Source organism: Bacillus sp. VA15 (genome assembly GCF_055721145.1).
Genome location: NZ_JBVQPQ010000002.1, coordinates 1 through 15,006, shown reverse-complemented (window position 1 = coordinate 15,006; position 15,006 = coordinate 1). Strand labels below are relative to the sequence as shown.

At 44.4% G+C, this 15,006-nt stretch carries 9 protein-coding genes and 1 pseudogene; 4 read left to right on the top strand and 6 right to left on the bottom strand.

The features are described 5' to 3' along the window. Positions 1–64: 64 nt before the first annotated feature. Complete coding sequence (gene ggt, locus AC0DBE_RS05400; protein WP_014113977.1) at positions 65–1,828, top strand: gamma-glutamyltransferase; 1,764 nt, start codon at positions 65–67, stop codon at positions 1,826–1,828. Positions 1,829–2,017: 189 nt separating this feature from the next. Here the strand turns inward: ggt and yofA are convergent. Next, positions 2,018–2,596: pseudogene (gene yofA, locus AC0DBE_RS05395) on the bottom strand (LysR family transcriptional regulator YofA); the annotation flags it as partial. A gap of 21 nt (positions 2,597–2,617) precedes the next feature. Between yofA and AC0DBE_RS05390 the strand changes: the two are divergent. After that, on the top strand, positions 2,618–3,607 hold the full coding sequence (locus tag AC0DBE_RS05390; protein WP_472961375.1) for a zinc-binding dehydrogenase: 990 nt from the start codon (positions 2,618–2,620) through the stop codon (positions 3,605–3,607). 55 nt (positions 3,608–3,662) lie between these two features. Here the strand turns inward: AC0DBE_RS05390 and gltD are convergent, their stop codons facing one another. After that, positions 3,663–5,144 (bottom strand): glutamate synthase small subunit, encoded by a 1,482-nt coding sequence (gltD, locus tag AC0DBE_RS05385; protein WP_014113980.1) that lies wholly within the window; start codon positions 5,142–5,144, stop codon positions 3,663–3,665. Positions 5,145–5,160: 16 nt separating this feature from the next. Continuing rightward, complete coding sequence (gene gltB / locus AC0DBE_RS05380) at positions 5,161–9,723, bottom strand: glutamate synthase large subunit (protein ID WP_472961373.1); 4,563 nt, start codon at positions 9,721–9,723, stop codon at positions 5,161–5,163. Between the two features lie 145 nt (positions 9,724–9,868). Here gltB and gltC point away from each other — a divergent pair, with 145 nt between their 5' ends. After that, positions 9,869–10,771 (top strand): glutamate biosynthesis transcriptional regulator GltC, encoded by a 903-nt coding sequence (gene gltC, locus AC0DBE_RS05375; RefSeq protein WP_014113982.1) that lies wholly within the window; start codon positions 9,869–9,871, stop codon positions 10,769–10,771. Between the two features lie 51 nt (positions 10,772–10,822). Here gltC and proB read toward each other — a convergent pair whose 3' ends face one another. The 3 genes from proB to rtp form a co-directional block, all read right to left on the bottom strand. Next, complete coding sequence (gene proB, locus AC0DBE_RS05370; protein WP_326198841.1) at positions 10,823–11,938, bottom strand: glutamate 5-kinase; 1,116 nt, start codon at positions 11,936–11,938, stop codon at positions 10,823–10,825. After that, a complete protein-coding gene (proC, locus tag AC0DBE_RS05365) occupies positions 11,935–12,828 on the bottom strand; it encodes a pyrroline-5-carboxylate reductase (protein ID WP_079288164.1) in 894 nt (297 codons plus the stop codon). Before proC ends, proB begins: the two co-directional genes overlap by 4 nt. Positions 12,829–12,974: 146 nt before the next feature. Further along, a complete protein-coding gene (gene rtp / locus AC0DBE_RS05360) occupies positions 12,975–13,343 on the bottom strand; it encodes a replication termination protein (RefSeq protein WP_003220337.1) in 369 nt (122 codons plus the stop codon). A gap of 303 nt (positions 13,344–13,646) precedes the next feature. Between rtp and AC0DBE_RS05355 the strand changes: the two genes are divergently transcribed. Beyond that, positions 13,647–14,864 carry a cytochrome P450 gene (locus tag AC0DBE_RS05355; RefSeq protein ID WP_472961369.1) on the top strand — a complete coding sequence of 406 codons (1,218 nt, stop codon included), beginning with the start codon at positions 13,647–13,649 and terminating at the stop codon, positions 14,862–14,864. Positions 14,865–15,006: the final 142 nt, after the last annotated feature.

The window sequence follows — 15,006 nt, the reverse complement described above, 5'->3', positions numbered from 1 at the left end:
TGAAAACGCTGTAAATTTTTTACGCTAAGATTGTAACATAACAGCTTCATATAGGAGGGAGAACATGAAAAGAACGTGGAATGTCTGTTTAACAGCTCTGCTTAGTGTTCTGTTAGTCGCTGGAAGTGTCCCTTTTCACGCGGAAGCTAAAAAGCCGCCCAAAAGCTACGATGAGTACAAACAAGTAGATGTAGGGAAAGACGGCATGGTTGCCACCGCGCATCCTCTCGCTTCGGAAATCGGTGCTGATGTGCTGAAAAAAGGAGGAAATGCGATTGACGCGGCAGTTGCCATTCAATTTGCACTCAATGTAACAGAGCCGATGATGTCAGGCATTGGCGGCGGCGGTTTTATGATGGTGTATGACGGAAAAACAAAGGATACAACGATCATTGACAGCCGTGAACGTGCTCCAGCAGGCGCAACCCCCGATATGTTTCTCGATGAGAACGGCAAAGCCATTCCTTTCTCTGAACGTGTGACAAAAGGTACTGCCGTCGGTGTTCCAGGCACGCTGAAAGGCCTGGAGGAAGCCCTGGATAAATGGGGAACCCGATCGATGAAGAAATTAATCACCCCTTCTATTAAACTCGCTGAAAAAGGATTTCCGATTGATTCGGTGTTGGCAGATGCTATTTCTAATTATCAGGAAAAGCTGTCACGGACTGCCGCAAAAGATGTATTTTTGCCAAATGGCGAGCCGCTTAAAGAAGGCGATACATTGATTCAAAAGGATTTGGCAAAAACGTTTAAGCTCATTCGCTCAAAAGGCACTGATGCTTTCTATGAAGGAAAATTTGCCAAAGCACTTTCTGACACTGTACAGGATTTCGGCGGATCAATGACGGAAAAAGATTTAGAAAATTATGACATCACAATCGATGAACCGATTTGGGGAGACTATCAAGGCTATCAAATCGCCACTACTCCTCCTCCAAGCTCTGGCGGTATTTTCTTATTGCAAATGCTGAAAATACTTGATGATTTTAACCTTTCACAATACGATGTCCGCTCATGGGAAAAATATCAACTGCTTGCTGAAACGATGCATTTGTCTTATGCCGACCGTGCGTCTTACGCAGGTGATCCCGAATTTGTAAACGTTCCTCTCAAAGGCCTGCTTCACCCCGATTATATTAAAGAACGCCAGCAATTAATCAATTTAGATCAAGTCAATAAAAAACCGAAAGCCGGTGATCCTTGGAAATACCAAGAAGGATCGGCAAACTATAAGCAAGTCGAACAGCCGAAAGACAAAGTAGAAGGCCAAACAACCCACTTTACAGTTGCCGACCGCTGGGGAAATGTTGTTTCTTATACGACGACAATTGAACAGCTATTCGGAACTGGTATTATGGTCCCTGATTACGGCGTCATTTTAAACAATGAATTAACAGATTTTGATGCGGTTCCTGGCGGAGCTAATGAAGTACAGCCAAACAAACGGCCTTTAAGCAGCATGACCCCGACCATTTTATTTAAGGATGACAAGCCTGTCCTCACCGTCGGATCTCCTGGCGGGGCCACCATTATTTCATCCGTCTTGCAAACCATTCTCTATCACATCGAATACGGCATGGAATTAAAAGCTGCTGTTGAAGAGCCGAGAATTTACACAAACAGCATGAGCTCCTATCGCTACGAAGACGGAGTTCCTGAAGACGTCCTCAGTAAACTAAACGGCATGGGCCATAAATTCGGCAAAAGCCCGGTAGAAATCGGAAACGTACAAAGCATTTCAATCGACCATGAAAATGGCACCTTTAAAGGCGTAGCTGATTCAAGCAGAAACGGCGCGGCGATCGGCATTAATTTAAAACGGAAATAAAAGATAAAAACTGTACTCGCTTCAAATGAGTACAGTTTTTTATATGCAGTCCTTTTTTATATAAGAACGGAAACAATATCCACTTCCATTTAATATGCTTTTGTGTGGTATTCCGTATGCCAGCTTTCTTGACAATCGGCTACGCTCTTTGTTCAGCATAACAGACCGAAACCAATGCATCTTTCTTTATCATTTTATTACGCTTATCTCATCAATAAATCTCTGAAACGCACTTGTAATAAAAAAGTCTTTCCTGTATATAAATACGATCTCTAAGTCTTGATACGCTGCTGGCAGCTGATGAATCCATACATTCGTAGGACGCTCGGAGCAGTCTACAGCGGACTTAGGAAGCAGCGCCGTGCCCAACCCGGCGGATACTCCTCTTATAATGGCTTCCAATGTGCCAAACTCTATGATTTTTTGATTTTGAATGCCTGCTTCCTCCAGCAATCTTTTGACCCTGGCGCGATGAGAACAGCCAGCTCCAAAAAAGAGCATCGGCTGGCGAAGCATGTCTTCTGCCGTTTCTTCCCGCGATGAAATCAATACCAATTCATCATCGGAAACATGGATTTGTCTGACATCAGGGTGCTCAACCGGCCCGTATACAAAAGCGCCATCAACTTTATGATCAAGAACCTGCTGAATCAAATTGTGTGTATCAGCTGTGTTTACTGATAAATCTACTTCAGGAAAGCGCCTGAGGAAGGAGGCAGCATGCTCGGGCAGATGCGTTACCGCCGTTGTTTCCAACGATCCGATCCGCTCAATGAGGAGGCAGACAGCATGAAAGCTGTAATTCACAACGGAAAACCCGGACTTCAGGGATTATCATTTCAAGAGGTTCCATCAAAAAAGCCCGGATACGGAGAAGTAAAGGTAAAATTAAAATCGGCAGGTCTAAATCACCGTGACCTGTTTCTTATGAAAAACAAGTCTGAACGAGATCCTCATGTGATACTGGGATCTGACGGCGCCGGGATCATTGAAGAGGTTGGTGAAGGCGTCAAAAACGTTGCTATTCAAACAGAAGTAATTATTTTCCCGACATTGAACTGGGATTTGACAGAGAACGTACCGGCTGTACCTGAGATTCTGGGAGGCCCTTCTGACGGAACGCTTGCTGAATACGTGATCATCCCTTCACAAAATGCGATCAAAAAACCTTCTTATTTATCCTGGGAAGAAGCAGGCGTTTTACCTTTATCAGCTTTAACTGCATATCGAGCCCTGTTTACGAAAGCCCAATTAAAAAAAGGCGAGCATCTATTGATACCCGGCATCGGCAGCGGTGTTGCAACCTACGCTATGTTCATGGCTAAAGCGATTGGAGCAACCGTAAGCGTGACTTCCCGCAGTGAGGAGAAAAGAAACAGGGCGCTGCAATTAGGTGCTGATTATGCATTTGATAGTTACAGCAATTGGGATGAACAGTTGCAGGAAAAAAGGGCTGATGTTGTTCTTGACAGTATAGGCCCTGCCCTCTTTTCGGAATACTTCCGCCATGTAAAACCGAACGGCCGTATTGTCAGCTTCGGGGCAAGCTCAGGTGACGATCTCTGTTTTCCAGTACGTTCTTTATTCTTTCCTCAGATCAATATATTGGGAACATCAATGGGGAGCTGTGAAGAATTTCACGATATGCTGGCTTTTATTGAAAAACATAAGCTGCGACCTGTAATAGACCGCACATATCCTTTAGAAAAAGTATGTGAAGCATATACGAGAATGCAGGAAGGCAGACAGTTTGGAAACATCGGAATCATAATGGAATAAAAAAGAAACCGGCTGGCAATCAGACCGGTTTCCTTTATATCATAATCCCCTTTATTTACGGAAGAACTGAACTCCCCATCAAGTATCGATCCACTTCACGCGCCACTTCACGGCCTTCATTAATCGCCCATACGATTAAGCTTTGGCCTCTTCTTGCATCCCCTGCGGCGAATACGCCATCGATATTTGTTTGATAATCCCCATATGTTGCGCTGATTTTGTTATTTACAGAATCAACACCGAACTGTTTCAACAGCGGCTGTTCTGTGCCTTCAAAGCCAATAGCGATGAAGACAAGCTGAGCAGGCCATACTTTTTCCGTTCCAGGAAGCTCGCGGAACTCGTATTTTCCGTGCTCATTTTTCACTTTCTCCATTTGAATAGTATGAAGCTCTTTCAGCTTGCCATGTTTATCCGCAACCAATTTTTTCGTTTGAATGGAGTATTCCCTCGGATCTCTTCCGAATTTTGCTTCCGCTTCTTCATACGCATATTCAAGCGTAAAGATGTGCGGCTGTTCAGGCCACATATTGTCATTCGTGCGGGCTGGCGGAAGTTTCGGGTGTTTGCCGAATTGATGCACGCTTTTGGCTTTTTGTCGGAGAGCAGTAGCGACACAGTCAGCTCCTGTGTCTCCTCCTCCGATTACGATGACATCTTTCCCTTTGGCATCAATGAATTGCTTGTCTTTAAAGTTAGAATCTAAATAGCTTTTTGTTGCGAGTGTCAGGTAGTCCATCGCATAATGAACTCCTTTTGAGTCGCGTCCTTCAATTAATAGATCCCGCTGTTTTTGAGCGCCTGTGCACAGAATCACAGCGTCAAATTGCTCCTTCAGCTCATCAGCTGTAATGTCAACGCCGATTTCTGTGTTCGTGACAAAATCAATTCCTTCTTGCGTCAGCAATTTAACCCGGCGTTCTACAATCCCCTTCTCAAGCTTCATGTTCGGAATGCCGTATGTTAAAAGGCCGCCGGCTCTGTCTGAGCGCTCAAAAACAGTGACGGAATGTCCTGCTTGATTCAGCTGGTCTGCACTCGCCAGTCCGGCTGGGCCCGACCCGACGATGGCCACTTTTTTGCCTGTTCGTTTTTTGGGAATTCTAGGCTGAATCCAGCCGTTCTCAAATCCTTTGTCGATAATGGTCCGCTCAATGTTTTTAATTGATACGGCCGGGTCTGAAATCGCTAATGTACATGAACCTTCACAAGGAGCGGGACATACCCGCCCAGTGAATTCAGGAAAGTTGTTTGTTTTCAAAAGACGTTCCAATGCTTCTTTCCATCTGCCCCGGTAGACAAGATCATTCCATTCAGGAATTAAGTTGTAAATTGGACAGCCGGATGTAAATCCGTTAATGTCCGCACCGATCTGGCAAAACGGCGTACCGCAATCCATACACCGCGCCCCCTGACGTTTCGATGCTTCTTCTGAAAAAGGAGCAGAATATTCTTTCCAATCCTTTAAGCGAGTGAGAGGGTCCCGCTCAGCAGGTTTTTCTCGCTTGATCTCCATAAATCCAGTTGGTTTCCCCATGTTCCTCTCCCCTTCCTTACTGCACTACCGCTTGTTTTTGTCCCGATGTTGCTGTATTCTGCTTTGGCTTCGTGTTGGCTTCAAATGCGAACATGACGGCTTCTTCATCTGATAAACCTGCAGCTTTTTGCTCTTCGATGCTCGCCAGCATTTGTTTATAGTTTTTCGGAATGACTTTGACAAATTTTTTCACGCTGTTTTCCCACTGATCAAGCAGGTCTGCCGCTTTTTGGCTGTTTGTATACCCAGCATGTTTTTCAAGCATTGCTTTAATTTGTTCGATTTCTTCCTCATCCTCTAATGATTCAAATAAAATCATTTCAAGATTGCATTTGCGTTTAAACGCTTTTACATCTTCGGCGAGAACATAAGCGATTCCGCCGGACATACCTGCAGCGAAGTTTTTGCCTACATCAGCGAGTACGACAACACTGCCGCCAGTCATGTATTCACAGCCGTGGTCACCAATACCTTCTACAACCACGTTCACACCGCTATTCCGAACGGCAAAGCGTTCACCCGCACGTCCGTTAATGTATGCTTCTCCGCTTGTCGCACCGTAGAAAGCCACGTTGCCGATAATGACGTTGTCATCTGAAGCGGAATTGAATCCTTCCGGTGACTTGACGATGATTTTTCCGCCAGAAAGCCCTTTTCCGACATAATCATTTGAGTCTCCATCCAAATAAAGCGTCATTCCTTTAGGAACGAAGGCTCCAAAGCTTTGTCCGGCTGATCCGGTAAACTGCAGCTTGATCGTATCTTCAGGAAGCCCTTCTTCTCCGTAGCGTTTTGAAATTTCACTGCCTGTTATCGTTCCGGCTACACGGTTTGTATTGTTAATTGCGATAGAAACATCCGCTTCTTTTCCAGACTCGATGGCTTCTTGTACGGCCGGGAGAATCGCTGTGATATCAAGTGATTGATCAATTTTATGATTTTGTGGCGATTGGAATGTTCGTACGCCTTCAGGCTGATAAAGAAGTGTAGACAAATCAAGCTGGCTTGCCTTCCAGTGCGCCTTCGCGCGTTCACTCACATGAAGTACGTCAGTGCGGCCGATCATTTCATCAAATGTCTTGAAGCCTAACGCAGCCATGTACTCACGAACTTCTTCAGCAATGAACAACATATAGTTCACAATATGATCAGGATCTCCCATGAACTTTTTGCGAAGCTCTGGATTTTGTGTCGCTACCCCGACAGGACATGTATCCAAATGGCAGGCACGCATCATGACACAACCGAGTACAACTAATGGAGCCGTTGCGAAACCGAATTCTTCAGCTCCGAGCAAGGCAGCCATCACAACGTCTCGGCCCGTCATGAGCTTTCCGTCTGTTTCTAATACAACACGGTCACGGAGTCCGTTCAGCATTAATGTTTGATGTGCTTCTGCGAGGCCAAGCTCCCACGGAAGCCCTGTATGTTTAATACTGGTTTTCGGAGAGGCACCTGTACCTCCATCGTAACCGCTGATTACAATGACATCGGCAGTCGCTTTGGCAACACCTGCAGCAATTGTGCCTACGCCTGCTTTTGACACCAGCTTCACGCTGATTCTTGCGTCACGGTTGGCATTTTTCAAATCGTGGATCAGCTGGGCCAAATCCTCAATCGAATAAATGTCATGGTGCGGCGGTGGTGAGATTAATCCGACACCAGGCGTTGATCCACGGACATTGGCAACCCAAGGATATACTTTATTGCCAGGCAGCTGCCCGCCCTCACCCGGCTTAGCGCCTTGCGCCATTTTAATCTGCAGCTCATCTGCATTGACGAGGTAATGGCTTTTGACACCGAAACGTCCGGATGCAATTTGTTTGATTGCACTTCTTCTGTCATCACCGTTTTCATCTGGAACAAAGCGTTTTGGATCTTCTCCGCCCTCACCGCTGTTGCTTTTTCCGCCAAGACGGTTCATTGCGATTGCTAAAGCTTCGTGCGCTTCCTTACTCAAGGATCCAAATGACATCGCACCTGTTTTAAAGCGTTTGACAATCGATTCAGCGGATTCGACTTCTTCTAATTTCAGCGGCTTTCGGTTTCCGTCAAATCCAAACAAGTTCCGTAAAAATCCGATTCGCTCTTCATCTGCCGCTTTTGTATATTGTTTAAACAGATTGTAATCATTTCTGCGGCATGCCCATTGCAAGGTATGAATCGTTTTCGGGTTAAACGCATGATGCTCTCCGCCGTTTCTCCATTGGAAGTCACTTCCTGATTCAAGCGTTTTGCTGAAATCATCCTGATACGCTTCCCGGTGGCGGCGCTGCGCCTCTTCCGCAATTGTTTTTATGTCGATGCCGCCGAGCTGTGATGCAGTACCTGTGAAATAGCGGTCAATTACATCACGGCTGATTCCTACCGCTTCAAAGATTTGGGCGCCTCTGTAACTTTGTACAGTTGAAATCCCCATCTTGGACATGACTTTTACGACACCTTCAGTAATGCTTTTTCCATATTTGCTGACCGCTTCTTCATAGCTGATATCCAAACGTCCTTCATCAATTTCCTGCTTGTAGGTCGCATAAGCGAGATAAGGATTAATCGCATCTGCGCCGTAACCGATTAATGCTGCAAAGTGATGCACTTCACGCGCTTCTCCTGATTCCACAATAATGCTGACTTTCGTACGCAGCCCTTTGCGGATTAAATGCTGATGCAGCGCGCTGACTGCCAGAAGCGGCGGAATTGGTGTCAGGCGTTCATTCATCTTTTTATCTGATAAAATTAACAGGCTTACGCCTTGGCTGATGGCTTTCTCTGCCTGTGTGAACATGTCCTTTAATCCGCGTTCAAGATCCTCTGAAAACAGCACATCGATTTTTTGGCTTTTTAAATCAGGATGAACAATCGTTTTTAATGCGTAAAATTGTTCGTTTGATAAAACAGGTGTATACAGTTTAATCCGGCGAACGTTTCGCTCACTCGGATGAAGAAGATCGCCTTCTGCACCGAGCCACGTCATCGTTGATGTCACAAGCTGCTCACGAATCGCGTCGATTGGCGGGTTCGTTACTTGTGCAAACAGCTGCTTAAAGTAGTTAAACAGTGATTGCGCATGGTCTGACAGAACAGCAAGCGGCGCGTCATTCCCCATTGAACCGAGAGGATCTTTGCCTTCTTTAATGACAGGAATTAAATATTTTTGGATATCTTCATATGTGTATCCGAATGCCTTCTGGCGAGTAAGAAGATCTGTAAACTGTTCTTCCTCTCTTGATTCCGGATCAGGATTCACTTGCACAAGCTCTTCTTCAAGCCACTTTTGGTACGGGTACTCCGTTGCAATTTGTGTTTTGACTTCTTCATCCGAGATAATGCGGCCTTCTTCTAGGTCTATTAAAAGCATTTTTCCAGGTTCGAGACGGTTTTTATATAAAACGTTCTCCTGTTCAACTTCAATAACGCCTACTTCAGATGAGAAAATAATATAATCATCTTTTGTTACATAATAACGGGCCGGACGGAGACCATTCCGGTCAAGGATCGCACCGATTTGTTTTCCGTCAGTAAATGAAATGGCTGTCGGTCCGTCCCAAGGCTCCATCAGAGAGCTATGGTACTCGTAGAACGCTCTTTTTTCCTTAGACATATGCGTATTTTCCGTCCACGGCTCAGGAATGAGCATCATCGCTGTATGTGCCGGTTTGCGTCCAGCCATCACGAAAAATTCAAATGCGTTATCCAAAATGGATGAGTCACTGCCGTCAGCATTTAAAATCGGCAGAATCTTGTTTAAGTCCTCACCGAAGCTTTCAGATACAAATTGCTGCTCACGCGCTCTCATCCAGTTGATGTTTCCGCGAAGGGTGTTGATTTCACCGTTGTGAACCAAATAGCGGTTAGGATGCGCTCTTTCCCATGTAGGGAATGTGTTGGTGCTGAAGCGTGAATGGACAAGCGCAAAAGCAGAAACGAATGCTTCATCCTGCAGATCAGAATAAAACGCATCAACTTGTTCAGGTGTTAAAAGGCCTTTGTAAACGATGGTCTGGCTTGAAAGACTGGCAAAATAAAAATCAAAACCTTCCGTTACTCCCCAGTTTTCAGCCTGTTTGCGAATGACATACAATTTTCGTTCAAAAGACAAATTGTCCTTCAGATCAGAACTCGCACCGATAAATACCTGACGGACAAACGGACAGCTTTTTTGCGCTACTGTTCCGATTTTTCCGACATTTACAGGTACAGTTCTCCATCCAAGAACGACTTGGCCTTCTTGTTCAATCAGTGCATTGATTTGCTTTTCGATTTTTTTTCTTTCATCTTTCTTCTGTGAGAAAAAGACCATTCCTACCCCGTAACGCCCTTTTTCCGGCAGATTGATGTCTTTGCACTCTTTCCTAAAGAATGCATCAGGGATTTGAACCAGTAAGCCGGCTCCGTCTCCTGTATCCGGATCACTGCCTTGGCCTCCTCTGTGGTCTAGCTGGCAAAGCATCTTAAGCCCTTGTTTGACGATGTCGTGAGTCTGCTTGCCCTTTAAGTGCGCATATAGGCCGATTCCGCATGCATCATGTTCAAATTCAGGACGGTAGAGACCTTGAGCTTTTGGCATTTGATTGTACGTCATAATTCCTCTCCCCCGATCAATTTCCGATAATACCGGTCATAAAATCTAACACTCTATAATCATTGTAGGTTTTCAAAACGATATAAACAATATATAATTTAGATCAAAAGAATCTCAAAATGAGATAGATGGATGTGAGACAAACATGGAGCTGCGCCAACTGCGTTATTTTATGGAGGTGGCTGAAAGAGAACACGTTTCAGAAGCCGCTGATCATTTGCATGTGGCCCAATCAGCAATCAGCAGACAAATTGCAAATCTTGAAGAAGAATTAAATGTGACTTTATTTGAACGTGAAGGGAGAAATATCAAACTCACGCCGATCGGAAAAGAATTTTTAATTCATGTGAAAACGGCGATGAAAGCCATCGATTATGCGAAAGAACAAATTGATGAGTATCTCGACCCGCATCGCGGAACGGTAAAGATCGGCTTTCCTACAAGCCTTGCCAGCCAGCTTTTGCCGACTGTCATTTCAGCATTTAAAGAAGAATATCCGCACGTCGAATTTTTGCTGCGCCAAGGCTCCTATAAGTTTCTGATTGAAGCTGTCAGAAACCGCGATATTGATTTGGCTTTATTAGGGCCGGTGCCGACGAATTTCCCTGACATAGCAGGGAAAATTTTATTCACAGAAAAAATTTACGCGCTTGTTCCATTAAATCATCCGCTTGCCAAACAAAAAACGGTTCATTTAATTGATTTGCGCAACGACCAATTTGTATTGTTCCCGGAAGGATTTGTACTCAGGAAGATGGCAATCGATACTTGCAAACAAGCCGGCTTTGCTCCTCTCGTTTCTACGGAGGGTGAGGATTTGGATGCGATCAAAGGATTAGTGTCCGCAGGAATGGGCGTTACCCTTCTGCCTGAAAGCACTTTTGCTGAAACGACACCTCGTTTTACTGTGAAAATTCCAATTGAGTTCCCTCAAGTAAAACGGACTGTCGGGATCATTAAACCAAAAAACAGAGAGCTTGCTCCGTCTGCGAATGACTTTTATGAGTTTGTCATTCAATTCTTCTCTAAGCTGGAGCAGTATCAATAAAAAAACGAACCCGAGCTTCTATAAAAGAAGCTTCGGGTTTTTTACTGCAAATTAATTGACAGGCAAAGATAAATCTACATGGCAAACAAATGCTTCCTGATCAATCACAGCTTTGTTTATCAATTCTTCCTTCTTTTCCGGTTCTTGAAGCTGTACAGAAGAATAATTGACGATTCCGAGCCCGATTTCTGCCCCTTGTGAATCCATCAGCCGAACAACTGATCCGCTTTTGAATTTTCCTTTAATCTCCTGTACACCGTCCAGATATAAACTCGATTGGCCGCTTGTTATTTTTCGGGAATAATCATCTGATAAAATCATTTCACCTTCCGGGCCGGAATTAAAAGCGATCCACTGCTCCTTTTGATTCAACGGAAGCGTTCCCTCTGCTTCAAAATAGGTGCCTTCCGCTACTTCATGAACGGCTTGATATAAAATATCACCTGCATCTGCCTGACCAAGAAATCCTTTAATTCCGGATGCCATTACGATTTTAAACGCATCAAGCTTAGAGCGCATACCGCCAGTGCCGACGCCGCTGCCAGTATCACCTGCACACGCTTCGATGTCAGGCGTTATTTCACTTACCCGCTCCATCCTTTTCGCTTCTGGATTTGTACGCGGATTGCCGTCATATAATCCGTCGATATCTGATAAAATCACAAGCATATCTGCATCAATTAATCCGGCGACTTTTGCTGCGAGCGTATCATTGTCGCCAAACTTGAGCCGATTGACGGTAACTGTATCATTTTCGTTGATAATCGGGATGATGCCGCGTTCGAGAAGTACATTCATTGTATTCCGGACATTGTTATATCGATATTCATCAGAAAAATCGCTTCTCGTAATTAAAATTTGGGATGCAACATAGCCGTGTGCCAAAAACAGCTTTGAATAAGCTTCCATCAGCAGGCCCTGGCCAATTGAGGCTGATGCTTGTTTTTCCGGAAGCTTTTCGGGTCTTCGGATAAATCCGAGCTTCCGATATCCCGCCGCCACCGCGCCTGAGGAAACCAAAATCACTTCATAGCCGGCGTCTTTGAGTTTGACGACTTGGTCGACCAACGCTTCTAATTTTCGAATGCTGATTTCTCCATGAAGGCTTGTTAATGAACTGCTTCCAATCTTCACAACGACTCTTTTCATGTTTGTATCAGGCGTCACTTTATCACTCCTGATAGCGGTGCCGCTGTTTTTTCGATATCGTCGCTGATTTCCTTTGAACGCTTAGCCGCATGCTTAATCGCTTGAGAAATCGCTTCTCCGCCGCCGCTCTTTTTCAAGGCTTGCAGCCCGGCAGCAGTCGTTCCGTTCGGTGACGTGATATTGTCTCTTAAGACCTCAGGCTGTTCTCCTGTTTCCATGAGCATTTTTGCGGCACCTAAAAGCGTCTGTGCGCCGATGCTTCGAGATAACTGTTTATCGAGGCCCGCTTCCTCGCCTGTCTTTTCAATGAATTCCATTAAATAATAAAAATACGCGGGGCCGCTGCCGGCAATTCCGGTGAATATGTCCATTTGATTTTCTTGGATGGTATAGACTTCACCCATGCATCCGAGCAGTGCTTCAGCCAGCTTTTGCAGGTCTTCTGACACATACTTGCCAAGCGCAATGGCTGTTGCAGAAGCACCGATCATACTGGAGGTGTTGGGCATCACCCTGACAACCGGCTGTTGATTAAGCAATGATTGTTCAATAAAAGAGGTGGTTATGCCGGCAAGGACCGACAAGATTAATTGATGGGGTTGAATACGTGTTTTTAGTGATGACAGAGCGCTTTCGGCGTCTTTTGGCTTCATTGCCAAGATGAGCACATCCATGTCTTCAATACACATTTGGTTCGGTGAGGCGCCTTTGATTCCATATTGAAGTTCAAGTTCAGCTAATCGCTCTGTATTGCTGCGGTTTGTAACGCAGATGTTTTGTTTCGGGATTTTGTTGGCACGAACGATACCTGATATCATTCCTTCCGCCATAGATCCTGCTCCTATAAAGGCTACTTTTTTTTGATCAAAGATCGGTAACATCTCCTTTGTTCGCTTTTTTGTTCGCATTTTCACACGTTTAAAATGTTACCACGTGAGGAAATGATGTCAAGTGTGAAGGTCATCATTGATTTGTATTGTTTCTTTTCGACAAATATGTATAATGTAAAGCAGAAAACACCCGATGCACACTGCTGCGCGGGTGTTTGTTTCTATTAAAAATTATCTGAGAGCGCTTTTTCAATCAGTTTTTTACAGCGGTCCAGCTCAACCTTCAGCTGTTTTTTATATAGTTTGGCAGCCTCGTAATCTTTAAATTGATAGAGTACGACTTCCTGGAGCTTAGCCCCTTCTTTTTTTACTTTGATTTGCTTTAATATCCCGTCATCAAGAAGCTCATGCAAAGACCGGTATACTTCTGTGTGATTTGGTTTAAATCCAATCTCTTTAAATTCAGACCGAAGCACCTCAAGCAGCTTTAGTCCGTAAAGTCTTTCTTGCTCTGTCATCGTTATCATATAAAGTTTTAAAAATGCGCGCTGTTTAACTAAAAAGCCAGTTGAACTTCTTTTTTCCTCTTTCATCATATGCACCCCTTCTTCTGTCACTGAGAACACTATGTACTAAATATTCAATTTTATACTATTGGTTTCCTTCTTTATATTAAGGACTGTTAATCCAGTAATCCTCATATTTGCTGTTTATCATTGCAGCGGAATATAAAATAGATATTGAACATTTGGTACACAGTTCATTTAGTTTTATTATAGCCGATCTTCACCGTTATCTTCAATGTGAAACGATTGTCCGATTTACATTTTCTTTATTTTATGTCCATTGAATTGAAAAACAGGGTTTGGTAACGTATGGAGAAAGGAGATGATAGAATGACAAATCAAACTGCACGCCCTTCAAAGGAAGAACGTTACGCCAACCTTATTCCGATGGAAGAATTGCACTCCGAAAAAGACCGGCTTTTTCCTTTCCCAATTTATGATAAGCTCCGGCGTGAGTCCCCTGTCCGTTATGACCAACAGCGGGATTGCTGGGATGTTTTCAAATACGATGATGTTCAGTTCGTCCTGAAAAATCCCAAGTTCTTTTCATCAAAACGCGGCATACAGACTGAAAGTATATTAACAATGGACCCTCCGAAACACACCAAATTACGGGCTCTCGTCAACAGAGCGTTTACCCCAAAAGCAGTAAAGCAACTCGAAACCCGCATAAAAGACGTGACAGCATTTCTCTTACAAGAAGCACGGCAAAAGAGTACAATCGATATCATTGAAGATTTTGCAGGTCCCCTCCCTGTTATCATCATAGCTGAAATGCTGGGCGCTCCGATTGAAGACCGCCACTTGATTAAAACATACTCCGACGTACTTGTAGCTGGAGCAAAGGATAGCTCCGACAAAGCTGTTGCTGACATGCTCCATAATCGGCGTGATGGCCACACTTTTTTAAGTGACTATTTCAGGGACATCCTGTCAAAACGAAGAACTGAACCAAAAGAAGATTTAATGACAATGCTTTTACAGGCGGAAATCGACGGAGAACATTTAACAGAAGAACAGCTGATCGGTTTTTGTATTCTTCTTCTCGTCGCAGGGAATGAAACGACTACAAATTTGATTGCAAATGCAGTTCGTTATCTGACAGAAGACTCAGTGGTCCAACAGCAGGTAAGACAAAATACAGACAATATTGCCAATGTAATAGAAGAAACGCTTCGCTACTATCCGCCTGTGCAGGCCATCGGGCGTGTCGCGGCGGAAGACACAGAGCTTGGCGGAGTGTTCATCAAAAAGGGATCTTCCGTTATCAGCTGGATCGCGTCAGCCAACCGCGATGAAGACAAATTTTGTGAACCTGATTGTTTTAAGATTGACCGCCCTTCCTATCCTCATCTCAGCTTTGGATTCGGGATTCACTTTTGCCTCGGCGCTCCATTGGCCAGGCTTGAAGCGAACATCGCTCTTTCCTCCCTTTTATCAATGTCAGCCTGTATCGAAAAAGCTGATCATGATGAAAAGCTTGAAGCGATCCCTAGTCCCTTTGTGTTTGGCGTTAAACGTTTACCAGTGCGGATTACATTCAAATAAAAAAGCCTGTCGTAAGGGACTGACCCCATAAGATGAGACAAATAAAAACACCTTCAAGTTTGAAAACGGATGATTGTTATCCGAAATTAGACTTGGAGGTGTTTTTTCTATGAGGACAAGAGTGAGTTATCCGGTTGAAGTG

Bases quoted from the DNA above. Each gene is read 5' to 3' on its own strand.
- ggt (WP_014113977.1), top strand. From the start codon at position 65: ATGAAAAGAACGTGGAATGTCTGTTTAACAGCTCTGCTTAGTGTTCTG.
- AC0DBE_RS05390 (WP_472961375.1), top strand. From the start codon at position 2,618: ATGAAAGCTGTAATTCACAACGGAAAACCCGGACTTCAGGGATTATCA.
- gltD (WP_014113980.1), bottom strand. From the start codon at position 5,144: ATGGGGAAACCAACTGGATTTATGGAGATCAAGCGAGAAAAACCTGCT.
- gltB (WP_472961373.1), bottom strand. From the start codon at position 9,723: ATGACGTACAATCAAATGCCAAAAGCTCAAGGTCTCTACCGTCCTGAA.
- gltC (WP_014113982.1), top strand. From the start codon at position 9,869: ATGGAGCTGCGCCAACTGCGTTATTTTATGGAGGTGGCTGAAAGAGAA.
- proC (WP_079288164.1), bottom strand. From the start codon at position 12,828: ATGCGAACAAAAAAGCGAACAAAGGAGATGTTACCGATCTTTGATCAA.
- rtp (WP_003220337.1), bottom strand. From the start codon at position 13,343: ATGAAAGAGGAAAAAAGAAGTTCAACTGGCTTTTTAGTTAAACAGCGC.
- AC0DBE_RS05355 (WP_472961369.1), top strand. From the start codon at position 13,647: ATGACAAATCAAACTGCACGCCCTTCAAAGGAAGAACGTTACGCCAAC.